General features: G+C 37.2%; 23 protein-coding genes and 1 pseudogene. 8 read left to right on the top strand and 16 right to left on the bottom strand.

The features are described 5' to 3' along the window. Positions 1 to 5: 5 nt before the first annotated feature. From urtB to GHT08_RS11460, 3 genes are all read right to left on the bottom strand, one after another. A complete protein-coding gene (urtB, locus tag GHT08_RS11470) occupies positions 6 to 908 on the bottom strand; it encodes an urea ABC transporter permease subunit UrtB (protein WP_163581548.1) in 903 nt (300 codons plus the stop codon). Between the two features lie 152 nt (positions 909 to 1,060). Then, complete coding sequence (urtA, locus tag GHT08_RS11465) at positions 1,061 to 2,347, bottom strand: urea ABC transporter substrate-binding protein (RefSeq protein ID WP_163581547.1); 1,287 nt, start codon at positions 2,345 to 2,347, stop codon at positions 1,061 to 1,063. 567 nt (positions 2,348 to 2,914) lie between these two features. After that, complete coding sequence (locus tag GHT08_RS11460; RefSeq protein WP_163581546.1) at positions 2,915 to 3,706, bottom strand: carbon-nitrogen family hydrolase; 792 nt, start codon at positions 3,704 to 3,706, stop codon at positions 2,915 to 2,917. Positions 3,707 to 3,868: 162 nt separating this feature from the next. Here GHT08_RS11460 and GHT08_RS11455 point away from each other — a divergent pair, with 162 nt between their 5' ends. Continuing rightward, a complete protein-coding gene (locus tag GHT08_RS11455) occupies positions 3,869 to 4,387 on the top strand; it encodes a DinB family protein (RefSeq protein WP_420370970.1) in 519 nt (172 codons plus the stop codon). Between the two features lie 156 nt (positions 4,388 to 4,543). Here the strand turns inward: GHT08_RS11455 and GHT08_RS11450 are convergent, their stop codons facing one another. Continuing rightward, on the bottom strand, positions 4,544 to 4,909 hold the full coding sequence (locus tag GHT08_RS11450; protein ID WP_163581545.1) for an MmcQ/YjbR family DNA-binding protein: 366 nt from the start codon (positions 4,907 to 4,909) through the stop codon (positions 4,544 to 4,546). A 177-nt stretch (positions 4,910 to 5,086) separates the two neighbouring features. On the opposite strand from GHT08_RS11450, the gene GHT08_RS11445 reads away from it, so the two are divergent. Then, a complete protein-coding gene (locus GHT08_RS11445; RefSeq protein ID WP_163581544.1) occupies positions 5,087 to 5,281 on the top strand; it encodes a hypothetical protein in 195 nt (64 codons plus the stop codon). A 394-nt stretch (positions 5,282 to 5,675) separates the two neighbouring features. On the opposite strand, the gene GHT08_RS11435 is transcribed toward GHT08_RS11445, so the two are convergent. Then, entirely contained in the window at positions 5,676 to 6,917 is a 1,242-nt protein-coding gene (locus GHT08_RS11435) for an MFS transporter (protein WP_163581542.1), read from the bottom strand. A gap of 67 nt (positions 6,918 to 6,984) precedes the next feature. Beyond that, complete coding sequence (locus GHT08_RS11430; RefSeq protein WP_163581541.1) at positions 6,985 to 7,557, bottom strand: DUF2087 domain-containing protein; 573 nt, start codon at positions 7,555 to 7,557, stop codon at positions 6,985 to 6,987. A 428-nt stretch (positions 7,558 to 7,985) separates the two neighbouring features. Between GHT08_RS11430 and GHT08_RS11425 the strand changes: the two genes are divergently transcribed. The 3 genes from GHT08_RS11425 (at position 7,986) to GHT08_RS11415 (ending at position 11,452) form a co-directional block, all read left to right on the top strand. After that, positions 7,986 to 8,891 (top strand): DMT family transporter, encoded by a 906-nt coding sequence (locus tag GHT08_RS11425; RefSeq protein WP_163581540.1) that lies wholly within the window; start codon positions 7,986 to 7,988, stop codon positions 8,889 to 8,891. Positions 8,892 to 9,017: 126 nt separating this feature from the next. Next, positions 9,018 to 10,820, top strand: coding sequence for an oligoendopeptidase F (pepF, locus tag GHT08_RS11420; RefSeq protein WP_163581539.1), 1,803 nt, complete (start codon positions 9,018 to 9,020; stop codon positions 10,818 to 10,820). A gap of 161 nt (positions 10,821 to 10,981) precedes the next feature. Continuing rightward, positions 10,982 to 11,452, top strand: a complete 471-nt coding sequence (locus GHT08_RS11415; protein WP_163581538.1) for a DUF5028 domain-containing protein — start codon at positions 10,982 to 10,984, stop codon at positions 11,450 to 11,452. Positions 11,453 to 11,605: 153 nt separating this feature from the next. Here the strand turns inward: GHT08_RS11415 and GHT08_RS11410 are convergent, their stop codons facing one another. The 4 genes and pseudogenes from GHT08_RS11410 to GHT08_RS22195 all read right to left on the bottom strand — a co-directional run. Beyond that, positions 11,606 to 12,304, bottom strand: coding sequence for an aspartate/glutamate racemase family protein (locus GHT08_RS11410; protein ID WP_163581537.1), 699 nt, complete (start codon positions 12,302 to 12,304; stop codon positions 11,606 to 11,608). 457 nt (positions 12,305 to 12,761) lie between these two features. Then, positions 12,762 to 12,977, bottom strand: coding sequence for a LysE family transporter (locus GHT08_RS22595; protein ID WP_163581536.1), 216 nt, complete (start codon positions 12,975 to 12,977; stop codon positions 12,762 to 12,764). A gap of 67 nt (positions 12,978 to 13,044) precedes the next feature. Further along, positions 13,045 to 14,007, bottom strand: coding sequence for an alpha/beta hydrolase (locus tag GHT08_RS11400; RefSeq protein WP_163581535.1), 963 nt, complete (start codon positions 14,005 to 14,007; stop codon positions 13,045 to 13,047). Positions 14,008 to 14,118: 111 nt separating this feature from the next. Beyond that, positions 14,119 to 14,217, bottom strand: a pseudogene (locus GHT08_RS22195) (GNAT family N-acetyltransferase); the annotation flags it as partial. Between the two features lie 165 nt (positions 14,218 to 14,382). Here GHT08_RS22195 and GHT08_RS11390 point away from each other — a divergent pair. Beyond that, the gene (locus GHT08_RS11390; RefSeq protein WP_163581534.1) at positions 14,383 to 15,945 is read left to right on the top strand and encodes a catalase; all 1,563 of its coding nucleotides are present in this window, start codon (positions 14,383 to 14,385) and stop codon (positions 15,943 to 15,945) included. A gap of 131 nt (positions 15,946 to 16,076) precedes the next feature. Here GHT08_RS11390 and hisA read toward each other — a convergent pair whose 3' ends face one another. Continuing rightward, a complete protein-coding gene (hisA, locus tag GHT08_RS11385) occupies positions 16,077 to 16,832 on the bottom strand; it encodes a phosphoribosylformimino-5-aminoimidazole carboxamide ribotide isomerase (RefSeq protein WP_163581533.1) in 756 nt (251 codons plus the stop codon). 98 nt (positions 16,833 to 16,930) lie between these two features. Next, positions 16,931 to 17,953, bottom strand: coding sequence for an NADH:flavin oxidoreductase/NADH oxidase (locus tag GHT08_RS11380; RefSeq protein ID WP_163581532.1), 1,023 nt, complete (start codon positions 17,951 to 17,953; stop codon positions 16,931 to 16,933). Positions 17,954 to 18,124: 171 nt separating this feature from the next. Between GHT08_RS11380 and GHT08_RS11375 the strand changes: the two genes are divergently transcribed. Then, complete coding sequence (locus GHT08_RS11375; RefSeq protein WP_163581531.1) at positions 18,125 to 18,961, top strand: manganese catalase; 837 nt, start codon at positions 18,125 to 18,127, stop codon at positions 18,959 to 18,961. Between the two features lie 174 nt (positions 18,962 to 19,135). On the opposite strand, the gene GHT08_RS11370 is transcribed toward GHT08_RS11375, so the two are convergent. After that, positions 19,136 to 19,804: a phosphatase PAP2 family protein gene (locus GHT08_RS11370; protein ID WP_163581530.1), complete on the bottom strand. Its 669-nt coding sequence runs from the start codon at positions 19,802 to 19,804 to the stop codon at positions 19,136 to 19,138. A 218-nt stretch (positions 19,805 to 20,022) separates the two neighbouring features. On the opposite strand from GHT08_RS11370, the gene GHT08_RS11365 reads away from it, so the two are divergent. Further along, the gene (locus GHT08_RS11365; RefSeq protein WP_163581529.1) at positions 20,023 to 20,817 is read left to right on the top strand and encodes a SurA N-terminal domain-containing protein; all 795 of its coding nucleotides are present in this window, start codon (positions 20,023 to 20,025) and stop codon (positions 20,815 to 20,817) included. A 28-nt stretch (positions 20,818 to 20,845) separates the two neighbouring features. On the opposite strand, the gene GHT08_RS11360 is transcribed toward GHT08_RS11365, so the two are convergent. Genes GHT08_RS11360 through GHT08_RS11350 form a run of 3 tightly spaced genes read right to left on the bottom strand, consistent with a single transcriptional unit; the run spans position 20,846 to position 24,102 of the window. Next, the gene (locus tag GHT08_RS11360) at positions 20,846 to 22,444 is read right to left on the bottom strand and encodes a hypothetical protein (RefSeq protein WP_163581528.1); all 1,599 of its coding nucleotides are present in this window, start codon (positions 22,442 to 22,444) and stop codon (positions 20,846 to 20,848) included. Next, positions 22,437 to 23,231, bottom strand: a complete 795-nt coding sequence (locus GHT08_RS11355) for an ABC transporter ATP-binding protein (protein ID WP_238343557.1) — start codon at positions 23,229 to 23,231, stop codon at positions 22,437 to 22,439. Before GHT08_RS11355 ends, GHT08_RS11360 begins: the two co-directional genes overlap by 8 nt. Before the next feature lie 22 nt (positions 23,232 to 23,253). Then, a complete protein-coding gene (locus tag GHT08_RS11350; RefSeq protein ID WP_163581526.1) occupies positions 23,254 to 24,102 on the bottom strand; it encodes an SDR family NAD(P)-dependent oxidoreductase in 849 nt (282 codons plus the stop codon). Positions 24,103 to 24,294: the final 192 nt, after the last annotated feature.

Below are 24,294 nucleotides of genomic sequence, written 5' to 3'. Positions count from 1 at the left end.
ATTTATTAATCTAGTGATCTTGAACGGGACATGACAAGACCTGATGGACGCCATTGTAAGAAGGCGATAATCACAATGAAGATTAGTACTTTACCTAATGTTGCATTTGTCACATATTCAAACACCGTATTTAAAATACCAATACCGAAAGCTCCTGAAACTGCTCCGAATAGTGCACCAACTCCACCAACAACAACGACCATAAACGCATCTATAATATAACTTGTTCCGATTGTTGGACCTATTGCACCTAATAATGTCAACGCACACCCTGCAACACCAGCAAAACCAGAACCAATCGCAAATGTCAGCATGTCTACTTTTCTAGTAGAAACTCCTAAACAATCAGCCATTTGTCTATTTTGCATAACCGCTCGTACTCTTCTGCCACTTGCTGTCCGGAAGAAATAAATATAAATACTGATTAAACAGATGATAGACAATCCTAAAATAAATAATCTTGAAGAAGGCAATATTAATGAACCAAGTTCTAATCCCCCAGATAAAAAGGATGGACTTGTTACCCCTACGTTAGGTGCACCAAAAATCGACCTTGCTGTTTGTTGTAAAATAAGACCGACTCCCCATGTTGCTAGTAAACTATCTAATGGTCGTTTATAAAGATGACGAATTAAAGATACCTCCAACAGCATCCCTATACTTGCTGAGACAATAAGAGCAACTGGAATTGAAATAATAAAATATAGATCAAAATATTCTGGAGGAGCGTAGTTGATAAAAATATTTTGTATTACATAAGTGATATAAGCACCGATCATGATTAATTCACCGTGCGCCATATTAATAACATTCATCAAGCCAAAAGTAATCGCAAGTCCTAATGCAATTAAAAGCAGGATCGAACCCAGGCTTACACCATTAAATAAGGTTAAAATGATTTCATTCAATCCAAACAATCCTTTCTTTTTGAAGAAGGATGCAGGACTTAGCCCATCATCCTTCTTTTATAAGTGTTCAATTGCCAATTCATGTATTATTTTGTGACATTAGATGTAAACTTCACCGTAAAAAAAACAGCTTTTTTTATTTTTTTATTTCTCTATTCTGCTAAAGATTCACTTAAATCTGATGCCCAATCATATTCGTCTAAATAAGGATCCGGCTTAACAGGTTCTTCTGTCTGCCATAGCTCTGAGATCATGCCATCACTCTGCACTTCCCCAATTCTTACGGTTTTATAAACGTGCTGATTGTCTCCGTCAATGGTCACCGTTCCGTTTGGTGCTTCAAATGTAATTCCTTTTGCTGCTTCCCTTACTTCATCAACATCCGTTGTTCCTGCTTCTTCTACTGCTTGTGCCCAAAGATGGACACCGAAATAACCTGCTTCGATCGGATCTGCTGTTACAGCATCTTCCCCATATTCCTCCTGATAGTTAGCAACAAATTCTTTGTTTTCAGATGTATCTGTTGTTTGATAGTAGTTCCAACTTGTTAAATGTCCCTCAATAACATCCGCGCCAATACCTTTAATTTCTTCTTCTGCAACACTTACAGATAAAACCGTCATATCATCTGATGTAATACCTGCATCTTTTAACTGTTTAAAGAAAGCAACATTACTGTCACCATTTAACGTATTGAAAATAACATCCGGATTTTCATTTTTGATTTTGGCAATCACCGTATTGTAATCTGTATGACCTAATGGTGTATACTCTTCACCAACTAACTCTGCTCCTTCATTATCTAATTGTGCTCTAATAGCTGCATTTGCCGTTCTTGGGAATACATAATCAGATCCTAACAAGAAGAAAGAATCTCCTCGATTTTCTAACAACCAGTCGACAGCTGGTACGATTTGCTGGTTTGGCGCTGCCCCTGTATAGAAGATATTCGGTGAAGCTTCCATTCCTTCATATTGAACTGGATAAAATAATAAACCATTATGTTCTTCTACAACTGGTAACATCGCTTTACGACTTGCAGATGTCCATCCGCCAAAAATGGTTGCAACTTCATCTTGTTGTAGTAATTTATTTGCCTTTTCGGCAAATGTCGGCCAATCTGATGCACCATCTTCAATTACAGGTTCTAACTGTTTGCCGAGCACACCGCCATTTTCGTTTATTTCTTTAATAGCAAGAAGCTCTGCCTGTTGTACAGATGTTTCACTAATTGCCATTGTTCCACTTAATGAATGTAAGATTCCTACTTTGATTGTATCTCCATCGCTTCCTTCATTGCTGTCGCTCTCCTCTGTTGCATCTGCTGCCTCTTCTTCTGGATTTGTCGCATTTGCTGCATTATCTGCCGCCGAACAAGCAACCATGAAGCTTGCAAGTAATCCTAAGATTAATAAATAAAAAAAGTTCCTCTTTCTCATTTGTCTGCCCCCATCCGATTTTTAATTAATTTACAAAGATAAGGCTAGCAAATAAAAAAAATCTAATCTAACAACATGTTAGGTTTTCTTACATTATTTTTAAAATATTCTGACATATTAATCATTAGAATTTTGTAAGATTTTAGTAGTCTAATAGCTTAGTTTTGTTAAGAAGTTTCAAAAGTGTCACGATCTCGCTGAGATTTGGAGAAGATGTTAAGACACGCGAAAAAAACACAAGCCTCCACTTGATAAGGAGGCTTGTGTATGCTTTATTGTATAAAATCCTGTTTCCATAATCCTTGGAATGTTAGAATATCTATTTTAATATCCTATAAATTAATAGGTAAGGAGTACCGCCAAGCTAAAAAACCACAAAGAAAACAACTTATTGTCAATTAGCACAAAAATTACATTATCTTACATATAGGGCAAATGAACAATCAGTAATTTGCAACGAAGCTTAGATGATAAGAATCTGATTCGTTTTCATTCCTCGATCAATCTTTCCAAATGATCTAGCAATACTATGCGATTCGATTCGAATTTTGAACTCTGCTATATTGATCACTCTCCATATAAATGTGGTACCCTACTTTCAAACACGGGAATGTTTTTACGTATTTCTGCTACTTCAGTTAAGTCGATACTTGCACGGATAGTCGTTTCCGTTTCCGGAAGTCCTGACGCAACAAGCTCACCAGACGGATTAATCACCATTGATTCTCCAGCAAAATCGGTACCATTACATGTACCACAACTATTGGCCGAAATGATATAGCATTGATTTTCGATCGCTCGTGCATGTTGGAGGAATTTCCAATGATCTTTTCGGGAAGTTGGCCACTGTGCTACAACATGGATCACTTCTGCACCCTGCAACGCTATTGCTCTCATTAACTCAGGAAAACGAAGATCATAGCAAATAACAACCCCCATTTTCACTCCATCTAGTTCAAATACAGCACCTTTCGCTTCTCCTCCACTTAAATACTTTGGTTCATCTAACATCGGAACAAGATGCATTTTGTCATATTGATGGACAAGATCTCCATTACGATCGAATACATAACTCGTATTATAAATGCCATTTTCCTTTTGATTAGCAATTGAACCACCGATAATATTGATCTGATGTTTTTTAGCTAGTTCGCTAAAAAACGGAATCGTCTTTTCTCCGTTGTTGTCTGCTAAACCATCAAGTCTGTCCAATGCATACCCAGCATTCCACATTTCTGGTATAACAACAGTATCTGGTTTATCATCGTTAACCTGTTTTTCTATCCAATTTTTAATTTTCTCTCTGTTCGCTTCTGGATCTGCAACGACGACATCCATTTGATAAATGGCATATTTCATGTCAAACACCTCTACTTTTTTGCTTTAATGTTATTGTAAAGCATATTACTGAGATAAGCGAAATTTATGCTATGTTTGGCTTCCAATGCATGATACTCCTCAGTAAAAATAGCCCTTCAATGTTGAATTATGGTAAAATACTGTAAAAGGAGTGATTTGGTGGTGTTTTCAGATTTTGAAGCGGATCAGAATATGGATTGTTTAGTAAGTATCCTCTATGCAATGGTAGATGAAAATTATCAACGTCTTAAAACGATAGTTGCTGATATGTCACAAGAAGAAGTAGATTTTAAAGGTCCCGAACAGAAATATAATAGTACAGCTCAACTCTTAAGACACTTAACATTCGTCGATTTAAACTGGGTATTCAGAATAAAAGGCGAATCAATTCCTTTGGAACTTTTGGTGAAACATGGTCCGATGTGGGACGATAATGGCCACATCCCAGAAATTAAAGGAATTAGTTTTGATATATTGGTCAAAGACTATGATGACATCATGAGTATGTTGAAGTCTGCATGCTTACAATTAACAGATAAACAACTCAAACAAATAGTTAACTATGGTAATGGAAAGCAAGCAACCATTCAATGGGGAATTTGGCATATCGCAGACCACAACCGCTATCATCAAGCACATATTAATCAATTGCGAAAGTGGTATGCTGAAGCTAGACGCTAAAATTCCACTAATGAGCATCTGTCATCCCTATACTGACCCTTATGTTACTTGAAACCTGAAGTGGGGATTAGCACTGCGAGAAAAGTACATTAGCTACATAATAGATGGACCACTTATTTTTGGTGGTCCATCCAGTCATATAAAACCTTTAATACATCACTCTGCTTCGCTTAATATTTCCTTTTGCTTTCTTTTTGTTAGAGAATTGAAAATAAGAGCATAAGAGTGTTCAATTAATTGCTCAATTAATGGTAGCTCAACTCGACCATTACGATAATATATAGAATTCCAATGCTGTTTATTCATATAATAACCTGGCATTATATCCTGATACTGTTCCCGTAAAATCTCAGACTTTTCCACCTTACATTTTAATGATATCAGCTCATTATTTTGGTTATCACTTCCTATGATAGCATACATCTTCCCACCTACTGTATAATTATATGCCTTCCAGTCTTCTACATATTTTTCCTTTGCTCCTACCTGGGCTGAACAATGCTTTCGTAATTGTTGCATCATAAACTAGTTTCTCTCCTCTATTATTTTTTGAATATGATTATACATAGAAACTCTAACAAATGATTGTAATAATCAGACATTTTTAGATAATATTCTAAATAGACCTTAACAAAACTTTTCCATAACTATATGTTTTTGTTAAAATATAGAAAGAAAACTAAGATAGGAGCGAATATTATGAACGAATATACGAAATTTCTTTTTGCTTATCATCTATTCATATTACTGATTGCTTCAGGCATTATTTTCTCTTATGCAATGAACCAATTTCAAGTGGCTTATGTCATATTTGGTGGCGTCATTGCAATAGGTAGCATTTATCAACTTTATCAAATAGTTCTAAAGATGAAAGTTACTAATGAAGAAATTTAAGGTGTGACTCCATCAGTTGGAGGTTCTTACCTCACTGATGCAGAGATTTGAATATTTAAAACTAAAGTCGCTGGTTTATCCCTTCAATAAAACTGACTTGTTGATGCTTCAAAGAGTCTATATATTTCGCAATGTTTTCTACTCCTTGAGCTATTCGATCTCGATCAACTTGAGCTATACACAATCTAATTAGCTTATCTTTTTGAAATTCTGGTAAGTACATTCGCTCTGCATCATCAACAAACATATTTTCCTGTTGTAGCTCATGGACGACTCGTTTTGCCGACAATGTTCATATAAAGTATCTACAATCTTCCAGCATCCAGGCGTACCTTTTATTCATGAAAACGCCTGGATGAAATAGCAAACTACTTTTAGGGCTCTAAGAGCAAATTTATTTACCCTTGATGAGCTTATCAGTATTTCTAAGCATACGTAGTGATCCATGAAAATTTACACTTTTGAATGCCAACATAAAGATTAGGGTAAAAAGGATGTAAGTAACACCAACTAGAATAGAACTTTGTAAAGGAGAAAGCCATTCCGTTAGAAATCCTGCACCAATCATTGCAATACCCATCGAGCTATTCTGAAACATAGTTAAAGTACCAAATAAAAATCCCCGTTTCGAAGCAGGAAGTATTTTCATTAGAACAGTATCAAAACATATGTTACTGATACCACCTACAAAAGTAATGAAAATGGCAATCAATAATGCTTGCACAAAATGGAATGATTGGCTCAGTAACAAATGTCCAATCCCCTCCAATAAAATCATCCATACCCCCACAGTAATGAATTTTCCTCGAATCCACTTTGATATCGAAGAACTTAAAACAAAGCCCAGCCCTAAAGCAGCATAAATCAAGCCAACGCCTAAATCGCCTTTGTTAAAAGTATCTAATGCAATTAAGTTAAATATTACGTTATCTACACCATTTGCCAGTGGCATAAGAAACATAACTATTAAGAACACTCGTAATATTGCAACTTGAAATATCAGATACAAATTTTCTTTATATGAAGAGTCTCCAACATCCATTAAAGATTTTGAATTAATATTACTCTTAGTTAGGCGCCACATTAAAGTTGCTGCCCATAAAAGTAAAACCGCATGAAAGAAAAATAGTACATTTACATTAGTAAAAAAAGCAATTATACCTCCAGAAAGAGACCCCAAAACAAGTGTTACACCTACAACATTTTGCTCCAAACCATTCACAACTGATAAGTTTTTCTTTTGAACAATATCGGGAATAAGAGCAAAACGTACTGGATTATAAACAGCTTCTCCAATAGCTATAACCAAAGTACTGAGATATAACAACCATAACTTTTCTGAAAATGCTGCCCACAATGGGAGTAAGGCAAAAGGTGTTCTCAAAGTATCTACCCAAAATAATAACTTTGCCTTATGAAAATGATCGGCTAAATAACCGCTAAGTGGAGCGAATACAATCGTTGGTATGACACGTAAAGCCAACAATATGCCTAAAGCAACTCCTGACTCCGTTAATAAATATAGAAGTGCGAAAGAACCTACTTGAGCGAATCGACTGCCAATTCCATTTAAAACTGAACTCCAGAATATAATTTGATATTTAGGTTCTTTTTTTAATAATTGATATCCTAACAAAACAGAACGACCTCCCTTAATACAGATTAGATACATATCTAATTAGTTTGGTAAAAAAATGACCTGACTACACAGGCCACATTTCTTTTGGATTAAGTTCATAGGATCCATCTTGTCGATACATAAATTGAGCCATAACAAATTCTCGTCTAATCGTAGCAAAATCATCATGATACTGTTGTATATGTTCATTGACTTCTTTTTCCGTGTAGACAGTCCCTTGTTCTAAACCCCGCACCATGTACTCTAAAAGAATGACTTTCTTTTTCCTTTGTGCTGGTAAATTCTTCAACCTTCCATTAGTGTCGGTAAAATTACGGACTACCTTTGCCTTTTCCTCTTCACTAATCTCTACACTTTCACCCATATCTTCACCCCCTACTCGTGTAATTGCCTGTGCCATTCGTTTAAGTTTGCGTTCATTCAAGTAAAAATAGATCGTATTTTTATCACGTCGTTGATAAACAACATCAATTTCTTTAAGCTTTGATAAATGATGAGATATTGTTGGCGGTTTCAGCCCCAGTTTTCCTGCAATTGCTTGGCCATGAAGTGGTCCTGATTTTAACAGGTAGATAATTCGAATACGTGTCTTATCTCCTATGGTTTTATGAAAATGTACAATTTTACTCAGTTGCATAATAACCCCCTCCTAATTAGATTATAATCTAATTAGATGAATATAGAAAGTACTTTTGGTGAAAGGATAGATAACACTTAACTTATTAAGCTATACCTTCCAAGAAGATGTAATTTATTACTTACAGCTAAGGATATGAATCAAAAATCATGCCAACAAGGCGATTAATCGTTGGTGATTTGAGTGAAGAACAACTATTGCAACAGAGATGACCATATCTATCATGATAGATATGAACATTCATACACCCTAAAAAAGAGATGTGTCAATTTTACTGGCTCTCGTTTGTTATACAGTAGGATACGGAAAACTTATATACTTCAACAAGTGGTATAAATATGTAAGATTACTTTCCTAAGTACCTTCGTTTAAGATCCATTACTTGCGATCATTTACCTCTGTGATATGCTTAAAACGAGGTGAAGAGAATGAAAGCAATTATGATTGGTATTCTCGCGGCTATGTTTTTTTCTGTTACGTTTATACTGAACCGCTCCATGGAATTGGATGGAGGTAGTTGGGCTTGGAGTGCTTCTCTTCGATTCATTTTTATGTTGCCATTATTATTATTAATTGTTGGTTTCAAGCGAAATATTAAACCGGTTCTCTTACATATCAAACAAAATCCAAGCGCATGGTTGATATGGAGTACTGTAGGCTTTGGCTTATTTTACACTCCTATCACTTTTGCAACTATATATGGTCCAGGTTGGCTTGTTGCGGCCACCTTCCAATTAACTATTATCGCCGGCTCCTTTCTTGTTCCTATCTTAGATAAAAATAAAAAACAAAAAGTCCCCATACAAGCGGTTATGATATCACTTGTTATACTTGGCGGTGTATGTTTGATGCAATTAGAACATGCGAATGCAGTACCATTAGTAAGTGTACTACTATGTGTACTTCCCCTGCTTATTTCAGCAGTGGCTTATCCGTTGGGTAACCGTAAAATGATGCAGGTAGCAAATGGTGAGCTTAATACCTTTCAACGTATTCTAGGTATGACGATTGCATCCATGCCATTCTGGATTCTTTTATCCCTATATGGTTTTGCTTCACACGGACTACCAGCAGTATCTCAACTTAGCCAAACTTTTATAGTCGCCGTTTTTTCCGGGATTATTGCTACTGTCTTATTCTTCTATGCTACTGAAGTGGTTCAACATGATAACGAGAAATTAGCAGGAGTTGAAGCTACACAGTCTGGTGAAGTAGTGTTTGCCTTAATTGGAGAACTGTGGTTACTAAGTGCACCAATGCCAAGCATCGTGTCTTTTATCGGCATACTGCTTGTTATTATTGGTATGATTTTTCATAGTCTGGCAACTATTTAGAGTAATAAGAAACAACAACAACAAAATTTGAAAGAAGCACAATGATACTAATCCACGCTGTTATTTTTATTCAGACTGTCCTATAATACTGAATATATCGACCATTTTGGTAGAAAGGTGATTTCTATGTCCACACGTTTACAACGATCTGAAGTACCTGTTGAAAAAACATGGAATCTAACAGACTTATTCCCGTCTCACGAAGCGTGGGAAGAAGAATTAACAGCGCTTCAATCAGATGTTTCAACAGTAACGCCATACAAAGGAAAATTAGTAAATAACGCCACTACTTTACTCCATGGACTTACTGCTTACGAGAATTTCCAAAAACGATTAATTCATGTAAGTACTTATGCCAACTTACGTGCAAGTTCGGATGGAAGTGATCCTGCTAATCAACGGGATGCGGCCAAATTTGCCTCAGTACTGGCTAATATCGGAGCACAACTATCTTTTTTTCAATCCGAATTGTTAACACTTTCTGAAGAGAAAGTGAAGCAGTTTTTACAGGATGAAGAAGGACTTGTTACTTATAAAAAACTGCTTAAAGATACCCTGGAGCAAAAACCATATACCTTAGCTCCAGAAATCGAAGAGACATTAGCCGCTCTAGGTGAGGTTCACGACGCACCTTTCATGATTTATGAACGAAGTAAATCCTCTGATATGACCTTTGATTCTATCAAAGATGAACATGGGAAAGAGCTACCGATGTCTGCGGCCCTTTATGAGGACCGTTATGAGCTAGAGGCGAATACGCGAATTCGACGTGATGCTTATCAATCGTTTACTAAAACATTGTACCAATACAAACATACTTATGCGGCTACATATGCTACAGAAGTAACCAAACAGGTTACATTAGCTCGCCTGAGAAACTATGATTCTGTTACAGATATGTTACTGACTCCTCAGCAAGTAACGAAAGAAATGTACCAAAACCAACTAGATGTAAGTCAGAAGGAACTTGCACCACATATGCGTCGTTATGCCAAGTTGTTGAAAGACAAGCTCGGCTTAGACGAATTACGCTATGCTGACTTAAAAGCACCTCTTGACCCGGAATATAATCCGACAACAACATACAAAGAGGCCAAAGCAATTATACTTGAGGCATTACAAGTAATGGGACCAGAATATAGCGAAATTATCCAAAAAGGTTTGAGCGAGCGCTGGATTGATTTAGCTGATAATATCGGAAAACAAACTGGTGCATTCTGCTCAAGCCCCTATGGTGTCCACCCATATATTTTGATCACGTGGACAGACACCATGCGTGGTGCATTTGTTCTTGCACATGAACTTGGGCATGCTGGGCATTTCTATCTAGCTGGAAAACATCAATCACTAGTTAATACTGATCCATCAACATACTTTGTGGAAGCACCATCGACACTCAACGAATTACTGCTAGCAAACCATTTGTTAAGTAAAACCGATAATAAGCGAATGAAACGTTGGGTGATTACGCAACTCATTGGAACCTATTACCATAATTTTGTTACACATCTCTTAGAAGGAGAATATCAACGCCGCGTCTATGACTTAGCAGAAGCTGGCACACCATTAACGGCTGATGTGTTAACCCAACAAAAATTAGAAGCACTGGAAAACTTCTGGGGTGATACGGTCAGCTTTGACGATGGAGCTGGACTAACATGGATGCGTCAACCCCATTATTATATGGGATTATATCCATATACGTATTCTGCAGGATTAACAGTGGCTACAACTGTGGCACAAAGAATTAAAACAGATGGAAAAACGGCAGCTGAAAATTGGTTAGAGGTTTTGAAAGCTGGTGGATCTTTAAAACCGCTGGACCTTATCCAAAAAGCTGGAGTCGATATGAGTAAACCTGATGCTATTAAAGAAGCTATCGCCTATATCGGCTCACTAGTTGATGAGTTGGAAAAGAGTTATCAGTAAAGATTGAAGGACATCCGATCCTTACAAGGAAAACGAATGCATGTAACTGGAAGATTTCCCGGTAACGTTGCATTAACAGGGAAATGGGCCTATTAGAATTAGAGGTTTTCCCGGTAAAAATAAATTTACAGTCTAATAATTAGAATAAGAAGATTTCAAATATGAACGGCTACACTGTTACAGTTAATAGTGCGGAGATTTTATCCTATCAAGCATATATATCAAAATATAATCTTAGCAAAAACGACGTAACCTCCTTGTTTGAAAATCTTGATATGTCGTTTCCTGAAATGATTTATGACGTAGAACTAACGATTACAAACACAAACATTTCAGATAATGAAGAGGAACATAGTGGGATCAACTTTATTCATTATCATTTAAATGGCACCGATTTTTCCTTACAAATTAGTGATCCTTTATATCTCATCACTAACGATGCTGGTAATCTAATGGACGGATTTCGACTCCGTCCCAAAACTGAAATGGGTTTCCATTTACCGTTTTATTATCCAACATCAACGGTTTCTGACTCACTTCAAACAGATGCCGTATTAAACGACGAAGTCTATTTAGTCGTTTCTTTATACCCGACGGTGAAGCAAATTTTGATTGATTTCAATGAAACGTAAACTTTATCAGCTAGAATGCATCGAGATCCCCCTTTAACTTTCCTCCGTTACTTGCCTTGATGGGGGACTTGCAGGCGTTTAGCACCTTGATAGGTATTAATTGTCCATAGTAATGCTTGAACATTTCTATGGACATGTCCTTTTTTTGGAACATCAATCACCTTTCATCAAAGCGTGTTTTACAGCTTCTTGTGCATGAATCCTTGCTGTATCAAACGATGGTACTTCCGCATCATCTGATTTGATCAATAAACCAATTTCTGTACAACCTAAAATGATCGCTTCCGCACCGTTATTCACTAAGTGTTGAATTACTTTTTGATAATATTCTTTAGAGGAACTGTTAATGTTGCCTAAACATAACTCCTCAAAAATAATATGATTAACATGCTCTCTTTCGTCTCCATTCGGAACTAAAACGTCAAGTCCGTTTTCTTCCAATCGTGACTTATAAAAATCCTGTTCCATTGTATATTTCGTACCAAGTAGGCCTACTCTTCTAATCTTGGATTCTTTTATCTTCGTTGCCGTTGCATTAGCAATATGTAAAATCGGTATATCTACCACTTCTTCAATATAACCGATTATTTTATGCATCGTATTCGTACAAAGAACAATAAAGTCAGCGCCTGCTTTTTCTAGTGATAATGCCACATCTGCTAATTGTTTCCCTGCACTTTCCCAATCCCCTTCAGATTGATAGTGCTCAATTTCATCAAAATCAACACTATACAACAAGCATTTTGCAGAATGTAAACCACCTAATTGACGTTTGACTTCTTCATTCATAATACGATAATACTCAACACTAGACTCCCAGCTCATCCCACCTATTAGCCCAATTGTTTTCATCAAAATTACCTCTCTTCTCTCCAGAAATCATTCACTGATCACCTTGGATTTTATTCATTCGTAAACGGTTCACACCATCCAGTTGTTTCAACGGATCTTTCACTCTTGCATATCAGTTTTTTAACTTACCATCAAGTGCCAACCATGCACCAAGTCCTAACAAAGTAATCCCACTTACTGTTTGTTGCCACCATAGCGCTGTTTTATTTTCCGCTAAGAAATTACCAAACAAGCTAGCAATAAAAGCCGTCGAAATATCTACTAATAAACCGATAATGCCTAAAATTATAAACTGACTAGCTGTACTAGATAAACCTGGATTAATAAATTACGGAATAAATGTTAAGAAGAATAACGCAACTTTCGGATTAAAAATATCTGTTAACGCACCTTCCATAAAAGCTTTACGAACACTCACCTTTTTCTTTTGAGTAAAAATTTGTACATTTTTTCGGTCTCATAACGTATGTATTCCTAAATAAACTAGATACGCTGCTCCTACATATTTCAAAATGAGAAAAGTCCATATAGAAGTCATGAGAATAGCGGGTAATCCTAATACTGCTAGTACAATATGAACAAGTACGCTCATTTGAATTCCAAATGCTGTTAGGAGTCCATACCTTCTTCCCTCTGGTCCTGGTGCAATATAAATAATAAAAGCGGTTAGCATAAATACCGTTAATAGTTAATAATCGATAGCTAAAAAGTCAAACATGTAAATTCCCCCTGATAAAAAATCAGCTTATATATTTATGAACAAAATTAAAGATTGTTGTCCAGTATAACTCTGGATCAACCTGTACAGATTCACCATGTCCTGCCTTTGGTATGACTAGTTTCTCTTTATTAGCATTCGCTGTCTCATACACTTTATCGATCATTTCAAACGGTACAAAACTATCCGTTTCCCCATGAATAAATAACATCGGTATCTTACTTGCACGAACCTTGTTCACCGCTGACGCTTCATATAGATCAAATCCCGCTCGCAGTTTAGTTACGGTATTGGCAGCATTAATAAATGGAAACTTCGGTAGTTTAAATAAATCAGCTAGTTGATAAGCAAAAATATCGTCAACAGCTGTATAGACACAATCTTCTACGATGACCTTCACATTATTAGGTAATTTTTCTCCTGATGTCATCATAACGGTGGCTCCACCCATCGAAACCCCATATAAAACAATCTCAGCGTCAGGATTGATAGCTAATATTTGATCAATCCATGATAAGATATCCAAGCGATCATGCCAGCCCATACTGATATAGTTTCCTTCACTTTGGCCATGTCCGCGAAGATCAGGTGCAAGTACATTAAATCCTTTATCATAGAAGCCACGAACCCATCTCACCATCACAGCAGCTTTTGCTCCATAGCCATGGACAACAATCGCCCATTTATGATTTTGCTCTCTTTGTTCATAAAGGTCCGCATGTAACTTTAGCTGTAGTTTATCCTTGGAAATTATCGAGATACTTGATGATGGGACACGTTCTTTAAATGTGTTATCGGTGAGTTTTTCTTTTTCAGCAACCTCAGGAAGTATTGCTTCACTTCTTGCTAAATGAGGATTATCTTTAATAAATAGTTTTTCTTTCTGTGCATTCAATGCGAAATTGTAAAAATAGTTCCCTACCCAAAAATAAGCTCCTAGCATAACCACAACAATCACTATTATGATAATGGTTACTTTCATCAATGTTCTATGTCCTCCTACATTTCCTTATATGACCTTATTTCATTCTGTTTTTTCAGTTACATGATGTTTCGGTATTCACAAGAAAATGGAGCATTGCTCGATCAATTGAAACTATAATTCCTTTGTCATAAATACGCTGTTCGGATCCTCTATGTAATCTGAAAACGGCTTACCATATTGAAAACCAAAACTAGCATATAATCGTTTAGCTGTCCATATATAGAAATTAGAATATATTAACATTATATCAAAAACTACACCAAATCACTTAAGTTATGCATAGCCAATCATTTTTTTAGAACCTCTTACTCAGTCTCGCATAACCTCCAAAAACTGGGGAATACTGGAGATGACGAATCTCAAGGAGGTTAGAGAATGGAGAACAAACAGAACCCGAATCACGGCGAAGAAAAGATGACCAATCAACAAGGTCATGCGGTTACCGACAATCAGAACGTTCGTACTGTCGGAGATCGTGGTCCGACGACATTAGAGAATTATGATTTTCTGGAAAAGATCAGTCACTTTGACAGAGAAAAAATTCCGGAGCGAATTGTACATGCTCGTGGAACAGGGGCACATGGTTATTTTCAGTCATATGGGACAGTTAATGGAGAACCAATTTCCAAGTATACTCGGGCAAAGGTGTTTACTAATACAGAAGTGCAAACGCCTGTTTTTGTCCGCTTTTCCACGGTAGTTCATGGTAAACACTCCCCTGAAACATTACGAGATCCACGTGGTTTCGCCATTAAATTTTACACAGAGGATGGGAACTGGGATCTAGTTGGTAACAACTTAAAAATATTCTTTATTCGTGATCCGCTGAAATTCCCTGATATGATTCACGCATTTCGTCCTGACCCAGTCACCAATTATCAAAACCTTGAGCGTATGTTTGATTTTGTCAGTCAGTCACCAGAAGCATTGCACATGGTTACATTTGTCTTTTCGCCTTGGGGAATCCCGGCAACATATCGCCACATGCAAGGATCAGGGGTTCACACCTATAAGTGGGTCAATGAAGAAGGCAAAGCAGTCTTAGTAAAATATCATTGGGAACCGGTCCAAGGGATTAAGAACCTAACACAGGATGAAGCGACGAAAGTTCAAGGTCAAAACTTTAATCACGCAACTCAAGATCTTTATGAAGCCATTGAAAAAGGAGACTATCCGGAATGGGAGCTATATGTTCAAATCATGGAAGATGGTGAGCATCCGGAATTGGATTACGATCCATTAGATGCAACGAAGCTTTGGTATAAGGAAGATTATCCTTGGCACAAAGTTGGAAAGATGGTATTAAATCGAAATCCAGAAAACTTCCATGCCGAGGTAGAACAATCTGCTTTCGGAACTGGTGTATTAGTTGATGGCTTAGATTTCTCTGACGATAAGTTATTACAAGGTAGAACCTATTCCTATTCTGATACGCAACGCTACCGTGTTGGAGCAAACTATTTACAGTTACCGATTAACCGTCCTCACCATAAAGTAGCAACCAATCAAACTGGTGGACAAATGGACTTCAGACAAGATTATGGAGATTTTAAAAATCCGCATGTCGACTATGAACCATCGATCATCGGTGGTTTAAAAGAAGACAAAAACCCTGGAGTTGAACATGAACCATATGTAGAAGGAAATTTACAGCGTAAAGCTATTTCCCGGGAAAACAATTATGGTCAAGCCGGTGAAACATACCGTCGCTTAAGCGATTGGGAAAAAGACGATCTGATTAAAAATCTAGTCTCGGCTCTATCCGGGTGTCGACAAGAGATTCAAGAACAAATGATCAAACATTTTTATCAATGTGATAATGATTATGGAAAACGTGTAGAGGATGGTTTAAAAATGGCCGTGGAAAGTAATAAGGAAATGATGGAAGATGCTGTACAAGAAGCTGGAGCAATGGGGCACCCATCTGATCCATATTAAATCATACTTAAATCCTTGGAATGGTACGCCATTCCAAGGATTTTTATATTCCATGAACAAAAGACAGACATTTTTCTCTTGGACAGTAGTTCCACTTCCGTCGTTTAGTTCTCCTTCTATCAGCCGCGGAATTAACGTCTGCAGTATTCCACAACTTCTTGATAAGACAAATCCCCACCAAAAATATCAAGTGCACTGCCTATTGTCACGTTCAGTTTCCCTTTTGCTAATTGCTCAAAAAGCTGGAGGTCTTCCATCGATCGGACTCCACCAGCATAAGTCGTTGGAATCGCTACATAATCAGCGAGCTTGGCTACTAAGTTTTCTGCAATACCACCTCGTTTTCCTTCCACATCAGCGGCATGGATTAAAAACTCATCACAGTATTTTTCTAGTTCATTAACGGTTGATGGGGTGATTTCAATATTACTGAATTTCGTCCATTTATCTGTGACGACATACCATTTACCATCTTTTTGTTTACAACTTAAGTCAATCACAAGTCGTTCCTTGCCAATTTTCTCTATTAATTTCTCTAGTCGATCCATTTTTAACTCACCATCTTGAAAAATATAAGATGTCACAATCACATGAGAAGCTCCTGCTTTAAGGAATTCTTCCGCATTATCGGCATTAATTCCGCCACCGATTTGTAATCCACCTGGATATGTTTGTAATGCTTGGATTGCTGCTTCTTGATTACCATCTCCTAACATAATCACATGGCCACCAGTTAAGTTATCTCTCTGAAACATTTCCGCATAATAGCTACTGTCATATGTAGAAACATAATTTTCAATTACATTTTTATTCTCATTATTAAGTGTAGCACCAACAATTTGCTTTACTTTTCCTTGATGCAAATCAATACATGGTCTGAATTGCAAGATATTCACATCCTTCTGTAAAAATGCAGTTACCCCTATTCTAGAACATTCCTATTAAAAAGAAAAGACGCCACTAATGTGTGACGTCTCTCTCATCATTAAGCAAACCCTCGTTCATATTGAACAGGTATATCAGTTTTCTGACCTAACTCGTGAGCAGCATGAATTGTCCAATACGGATCACGAAGCATACCTCTTCCGACCGCGACAAGGTCTGCATCCTGATTTCCAACAATAGAATTTGCTAGATGGGCATCTTCCAAACGACCTACTGCAATGACTGGCACCTCTAGTGCTTCACGCATCGCTCTTGCAAAAGGAACCATATATCCTGCGTGTCCTCCTGGATTTCGAGATGGGGCAATCGCACCTTCTCCTCCAGCACTAATATGAAACATATCAACACCAGCTTCTTTATAGGCTTTTGCTAATTCAATACCACCTTCTAGTTGATAACCTTCTTCAACAAATTCGGTTGCAGATATTCTCATTATTAAAGGCATATCCTCTGGCATTTCACTTTTGGCAGCCTTTACTACTTCTGCACCAAACCGTGTCAATTGTCCATACTCATCATTACGCTTATTGGTATAGCTGGAATGGAATTGATGAATTAAGTATCCATGAGCACCATGCAATTCAATCGCATCAAACCCTGCTTCTACAGCACGTCGAACAGATTGACGGAATTTCTCCACCATTTCTTTTACTTCGTCTGTTGAAAGTGCACGTGGTTCTTTATATTGCTCATTAAACCTTATCGCAGATGGAGCAACTGGTGTTTCTGCATCTTCCGCTTTGCGTCCAGCATGTGCGATTTGGATCGCGATTTTAGAACCTTGCTCATGAACAGCATCTACAATTTTCTTGTATGCTGGAATTTGCTCATCGGACCATAAACCTAAACAATTATTAGAGATTCTTCCATCTGGCTCGACGTTCGTCATCTCAACAATCACAAGTGCGGTACCTCCAACTGCACGACTTACGTAGTGTGTATAATGCCAATCGTTAGGTGTACCGTCTTCTTTCGTTACCGAATATTGACACATTGGTGGCATTACCACACGATTTTTTAATTCTAGATTTTTTATTTGAAAAGAACTGAATAATTGATCCACTTTTATGTTCCTCCTTACTTACTTTTTGTTACCTAATAAAGTATAGCAAGAATTGATAACAAGGTCACATGATTGAACCTAAGAAAAACAAAACACAGACTCTTGTAACATAGACAAACGCCCTTGCATAGATTATGGACAGAGACCTACTTTTTTAAAGGATGTGAGTTAATGTTTTATCATGTAAAAGAGCTACAATATCCAGCTAAACCTGATCGACCTGATCCGCTTTTTGCAAAGCAGCTGCAAGAAGTGTTAGGTGGACAATTCGGAGAAATTTCCGTAACCATGCAATACTTATTTCAAGGCTGGAATGTTCGAATGGATGGCAAATATAAGGATTTGTTAATGGATGTCGGTACAGAAGAAATAGCCCATGTAGAAATGTTAGCAACCATGATTGCACGACTTTTGGATGATGCGCCTGTGGGTGACTTGGAGGAAGCGGCTAAAGATCCCGTGCTGGGTGCGATTATTGGCGGGATGAATCCACAGCATGCCATTGTATCCGGATTAGGTGCAATGCCTAGTGACAGTGTTGGTAATCGCTGGACTGCTGATTATATAATCGCCAGCGGGAATCTACTTGCAGACTTTCGTGCGAATTTAAACGCTGAATCCCAAGGACGTTTACAAGTATCCAGGCTGTACGAGATGACATCGGATCGCGGAGTAAAGGATATGCTTTCCTTCTTAATTGCTCGTGATACGATGCACCAAAATATGTGGTTAGCAGCCATCGAGGAATTAGAAGAAAAAGAAGGTGTTGTTGTACCATCAACATTCCCTCGTAATCTTGAGAAACAACAAGTTGCTTATGATTTTTATAACTTCTCACAAGGGGATCAAAGTGCAAAAGGAAGATGGGCACATGGCCGTTCGATGGATGGTTGCTCCAATTTCCGTTATGTACAAAATCCACCCGCATATGGCGGCATTCCATCCTTGAAGCCGGCACCACCTTATACATTTAATACGAACTTCCATATCCCACCTTCTTTATGTTAGATAGGAAAAGCGCAGAGAGCCCGCCTAAAAACGTAGCGGCTTCAGAATCAACTGAGATAAAGGAATCACTGAGAAAAGCGAACCGATAATGACTTATCCTAGGGCGATTCGTGAAGTCGCCTAGTTTTTGGGCGCTCGGAGCTAGACAAATACCAAAAAAAGCGTAATTCGTTCTCAAGAATTACGCTTTTTTCTTCCCCTCCAAAGTAATAATTCTAAAGCAATAATACAAGTGATCAGCCACCCGACCCCCAGTGACATCCCTGCTACAATATCGGTAAAGAAGTGCACCCCTAACACGACACGGCTGAAGGCAATCGTCACTGCAAGAAACGCAAAGAACAAAACAGAAGAAACTCTTAGCCATTTCGTTGAAATCTTTTTCCACAATAGGTAGCCAACAAATCCATAAAAGGCAACGGAGCCCGTTGAATGTCCACTAGGAAAGCTAAAACCTGTTCCACCATATTGTGCAATTAATTCCGGTCGCTCCCGCTCAAACACAAGCTTCAATACTTGTGTTAATAAACTAATCCCTATCATATTGATACTGAAGAACATACTGTACCATTTACTTTTTTTCGCAAAGAAAAGATAGACAGCTAGTAAGACAGAAGCTATCGTTAAAAAGAGAATCGACCCCGCTTCTGTAACCACCCCCATCAGCTGATAAAGCCAATCCTCCTCTGCAAAGACAATAAACTCCTGAAAAACACGATCGGCGAAAAACTTCTCTTCTTCTAGCACATCACCTGCTAATTCGATAAAAAGAGAAACCGTTACAGCAATAATGATAAATCCAATTATTAAAGTAAAGATAGCTATTTTTGACATATCTTTCATCTATTTTCACTCCTATTATTATTATTCCCAATTAAGAGAAACAACACTATGGAAAAAGTGTGAAATGAGTGCTTTTTTGTTGTTTAAATGTAATAAAATAATCAGATTACTGGTATGATGGGAATAATGTTGCTAAACTTGAGATAATATGGGTTGCAATTGTTCTATCACCTATGTTTGAATGGACAGACAATGAGTTATATGGAGGTTGTTTATTAATGAAGAAGATATTAATGCTATTAATGATGATTAGTTTGGCTGTTGTCACCGTTGCATGTAGTAATGATGACGAGGAGCCAGCTGATGAAAACAATACAGGAGAACCTGCAGCAGAAGAAACACCTGAGAGTGAAGGTGAAGCTGAGGGTGAACAACCAGAAGCACAAGAGGAGGCAGCTGATTCAGCTGCAGCGACAGGACAACAAGGAGTTAGTGATGATGAATTAGTAGAAGAAGACCAAGCTGTAGCGACTATTAATGGTGAAGAAATTCCTGGTTCTTCCTACAATCAAATTTATCCACTTGTGAAAAGCACATTAGAACAGGCCGGACAAGAAGTAGAAGATACCGAAGCTATAAAACAGCAAACTTTAAATGAATTAATTACTCAGGAACTGATCCGACAAGATGCTAAAGCAGAGGGACTTACAGTAGAGCAAGAAGAAATTGACAATGAACTAGCGACTTATGAAGAACAATTTGGTGAAGAGTACGCTACTGTTCTGGAATCGAGCGGATATACAGAAGAAATGTTTAAGGAACAAATCGAGAATGATTTACTTTCTGAAAAATATATGGAGTCTGTACTTGGTATCGAAGTAACAGATGATGAAATCAAAGAATATTATCAAACAGCAGCAGAGCAAAGTGAAGAAGACCTTCCACCATTGGAAGATGTTGAAGATTCAATTAAACAAACACTTAAATCACAAAAACAACAAGAAAAACAAGAAGAAATTCAAGCCAAAATCGATGAACTTCGAGAAAATGCTGAAATTGAAGAATTGATCTAAAAAATCATCCCCTTACTGGGGATGATTTTTATTTCCTCCACAATATCACATTGATAATCAGTAGAACACCGATAAAAATATAGGGGCCGAATGTAATAAGCGTCATTCCATAATGAATCAAGCCAAAAGCTATAGTTAGGGCTAGGAGTGCTAAAACTTCACCGGTTTGTTTGCTTTGAACAACTCGATACGATTCAGAAAAAGGCAGCACGTTTTTAAGAAATACTTGGTAACAAATCCTGCTATAAAGAGCAGCAACTAACATAAGTACAATTAAAAAAGATAAAACTCTTTCTGTGAAAATCACTAAAAAGAACGCACTTAATAGGAGATAAACCGGAATAAACAACCGAACCAAAAAAGCTTTTAATACTGCGCGGTGACAAACATTTTCATTTTTCATCGGTACTGCGCGATATATCCAGGCTGCTTTTGGATTGGTAGAAAATTGAAGCATTTGAATGCCTGCCGGAACCAAAACTAAGCTAAAGTACATCGAAAAATACATGTTACCATCACGTAATTCGTCGAATGAGCGACTAGTAAAATCCGTAAAGAGAAATATAAATGGAAATATGAAAGCCATTCCGATTGTTGGATAGACCTTTAACTTATAGTCTCGTTCATTTTTTAACATTCTGGTAGCAAAATCAAAGAAAACTTGTTCTTCTCGATTCCAAACAAATAGCTTGGACCAAAAACGACTCCACCATTCTTTTGCTTGTTTATGTTTTCCACTGTTGGATAAAAACTTTTCCAAGTTGCGCTCAAAAGATGGAATCAGTTTGATATAAAGAAAAATAGCTACAAGTGGTATAATCACACCCAATATCGCGAGTATGATATACGACAGATCTGTTACACCATTTAAAACTATTTCATATATCGCTCCATACCAGACCGGCGGCATCAATACATGCCACCATTCAAAACTGAAGTTAACATTCAAATCTACAAACTCAAATGTGCGGGCTACTAATTGATAGCCGATAATCATGGAAATACTTAAGAGAATTTGAATATAATTAATAATATCCTTTAACTTTTCTCCATCAAAAAAACGAAGGATAATGATATATACCAATGCCGTCATAATCAAAATCAGTAAATTAACAAAAAGCAGTACAATCAGACTTAATAAAAAGAATAAAATCCCTTGATTAAACAACCCTATGATCATCGGGATAGCAGTAAACGCCATCGTTAGTTGACATAAGTAGATGGAGATATGGACAACCTTGGCCATATTAACCGTTCTCGAGTCAACTGGTTTTGTTCCTATAATCATTTTATCGCGAACATCTAGTAATACGCTCGAGAAATCAGAAATGGTCGATGTCATAATAATAAACATGACAATAGCATACATGATGCTGACTTGAAAGATATACTGATCACCAAATAAGAAAGCAATCAGGATTAATCCCATCAAAGCATAGATACCAAGTGATTTCAGAAATTGATTACCGGAATTTGAGTTTGAATCATTAAAGATCGTCGGTACTCTCCTCGTATCCATCATTAATTTCATTTGCAGGATCTCCCGCATCATCGGGTAATCGATTTTTGCTTTTTGAAACAGCGATTGGAATTTATCCAACATCTTCAATGATCTGAAATCATCCATCGCTATCACCATTTTGCACGATAGAAACAAAAGAACTGGCTATTTCTTGATGTTGATGAAATCCTGTCAGTTGATTAAAAATTTCCTCAAGTGAGCCTTCTTTATTCTGCTTCTGTAACTGTTCAAATGTTCCATCGGCAACAATTTGACCATCAGCAAGCAATACAATCCGATTACTGATTTTTTCAACGACGTCCATAATATGTGAGGAATAAAAAATCGTTTTTCCCTGATTTGCTAACTGATCTAATATCTCTTTGACGATCATCATACTGTTGGCATCGAGTCCACTTAATGGTTCATCTAAAAAGAGTAAATCCGGGTTATGTATAATACTAGCTATAAACAGAACTTTCTGCCTCATCCCTTTAGAAAAAGATGAAATCCTTGTATGTAGTACATCTTCTAACTCAAATAAACGCATCAATTCTGTTGCTTTTCGGATGATCACATGCTGATCCATTCCATATAGTCCACCGACAAAAGAAAGATATTCCATAGGTGTTAAGCTATCATAGATTTCTCCGTTTTCCGGGACATAGCCAATGCGTTTTTTATATGCTACACCACTTGTTTTAATATTCTCACCAAATATTTCGATATCACCTTCAAATTCCGTTATCAAGCCTAACATGATTTTGACGGTTGTACTTTTACCAGCCCCATTCGGACCGATATAACCAATAATTTGACCTTGATAGATATCAAGATTAATAGCTTCTAGAACACGAGTACTTCCGTAAGATTTAGCTACATTTTTTAGTGATAGAATGATATCTTCTGACAATACATTCACCTCCACATCCATCCTAACATAATTTTCCTTTTTTATGTTTTAATTTTTTTAATATGATTTTTTCTAACCAGGTCCATGTTAAAAGACGTTTAGCAAAAGCTAACATTCTCGCCCCTTTGCCAATTGGATAGTGGAGTTTTGGCTTTTTTTTGCTGCATATCGAGGCTATCAAGGAAGCTACTTCACTCGGATTTGCACTAGATTTTGATGTTTGTTGTGCGTAAGACAGAACCGCGCTTTTCATCGGGTCTTTTTCCATCTCCATTTGGTCAATACTGGACAAGCTCTTATCCCAAATTTCCGTTTGATAGGATGCTGCTTCCACTAAAGAGACAAATATCTGTTTCGGAAGTAATTCGATTCGTAGACTTTCGCTGAACCCAGCTAAAGCAAACTTAGATGCACAATAAGCAGACATTCCTGGAAAACCTGCATATCCGCTAACACTGCCTATATTAATGATATGTGCCTTATTGGCCTGTTCTAATAATGGCAACATTACTTTGGTGACACGAAAAACGCCGTGCAAATTTACATCCAGCTGTTTTTGAAAAACGTCTGTGGTTAAATCTGTAATAAATCCAGCTTGGCAAAAGCCAGCATTATTAACTAACACGTCGAGCTTTTTATAATTTGTTTGTATGTATTCTTTAACATATTGAATCTGATACTCATCGGTTACATCCATTTCCATAATATCTAGTTGGGATGCTAGCTGATCATCCTCGGCTCTTTCTATTAATTCATCACGTGACTGTAATGTTCTCATTGTCGCTATCACTCTGTAACCTTTTTTTAAGAATTCCAGTGTTGTTATGAAGCCAAAACCACTACCTGAACCTGTCACAAGTACTGTCTTCACGAAGTCATCCCCCTCTCATATGTATTAAGCTATATCTTAACATATTTGTCTAATGTGGTATCGGGCCCTTTATAATTATATAAGAAAAACCGGAAAGCCCACTCGGTCCTTTTCATTGACGAAAATAATATAACGATGGTATAAAGTAGTTATTTTGAGATGGATATTGGGCGTAACAACCGCTACGGCTTG

Source organism: Gracilibacillus saliphilus (assembly GCF_010994085.1).
Taxonomy (GTDB): domain Bacteria; phylum Bacillota; class Bacilli; order Bacillales; family Amphibacillaceae; genus Gracilibacillus; species Gracilibacillus lacisalsi.
Note: the sequence above shows the minus strand (reverse complement) of the source record. Positions and strands in the feature narration are given on the sequence as shown.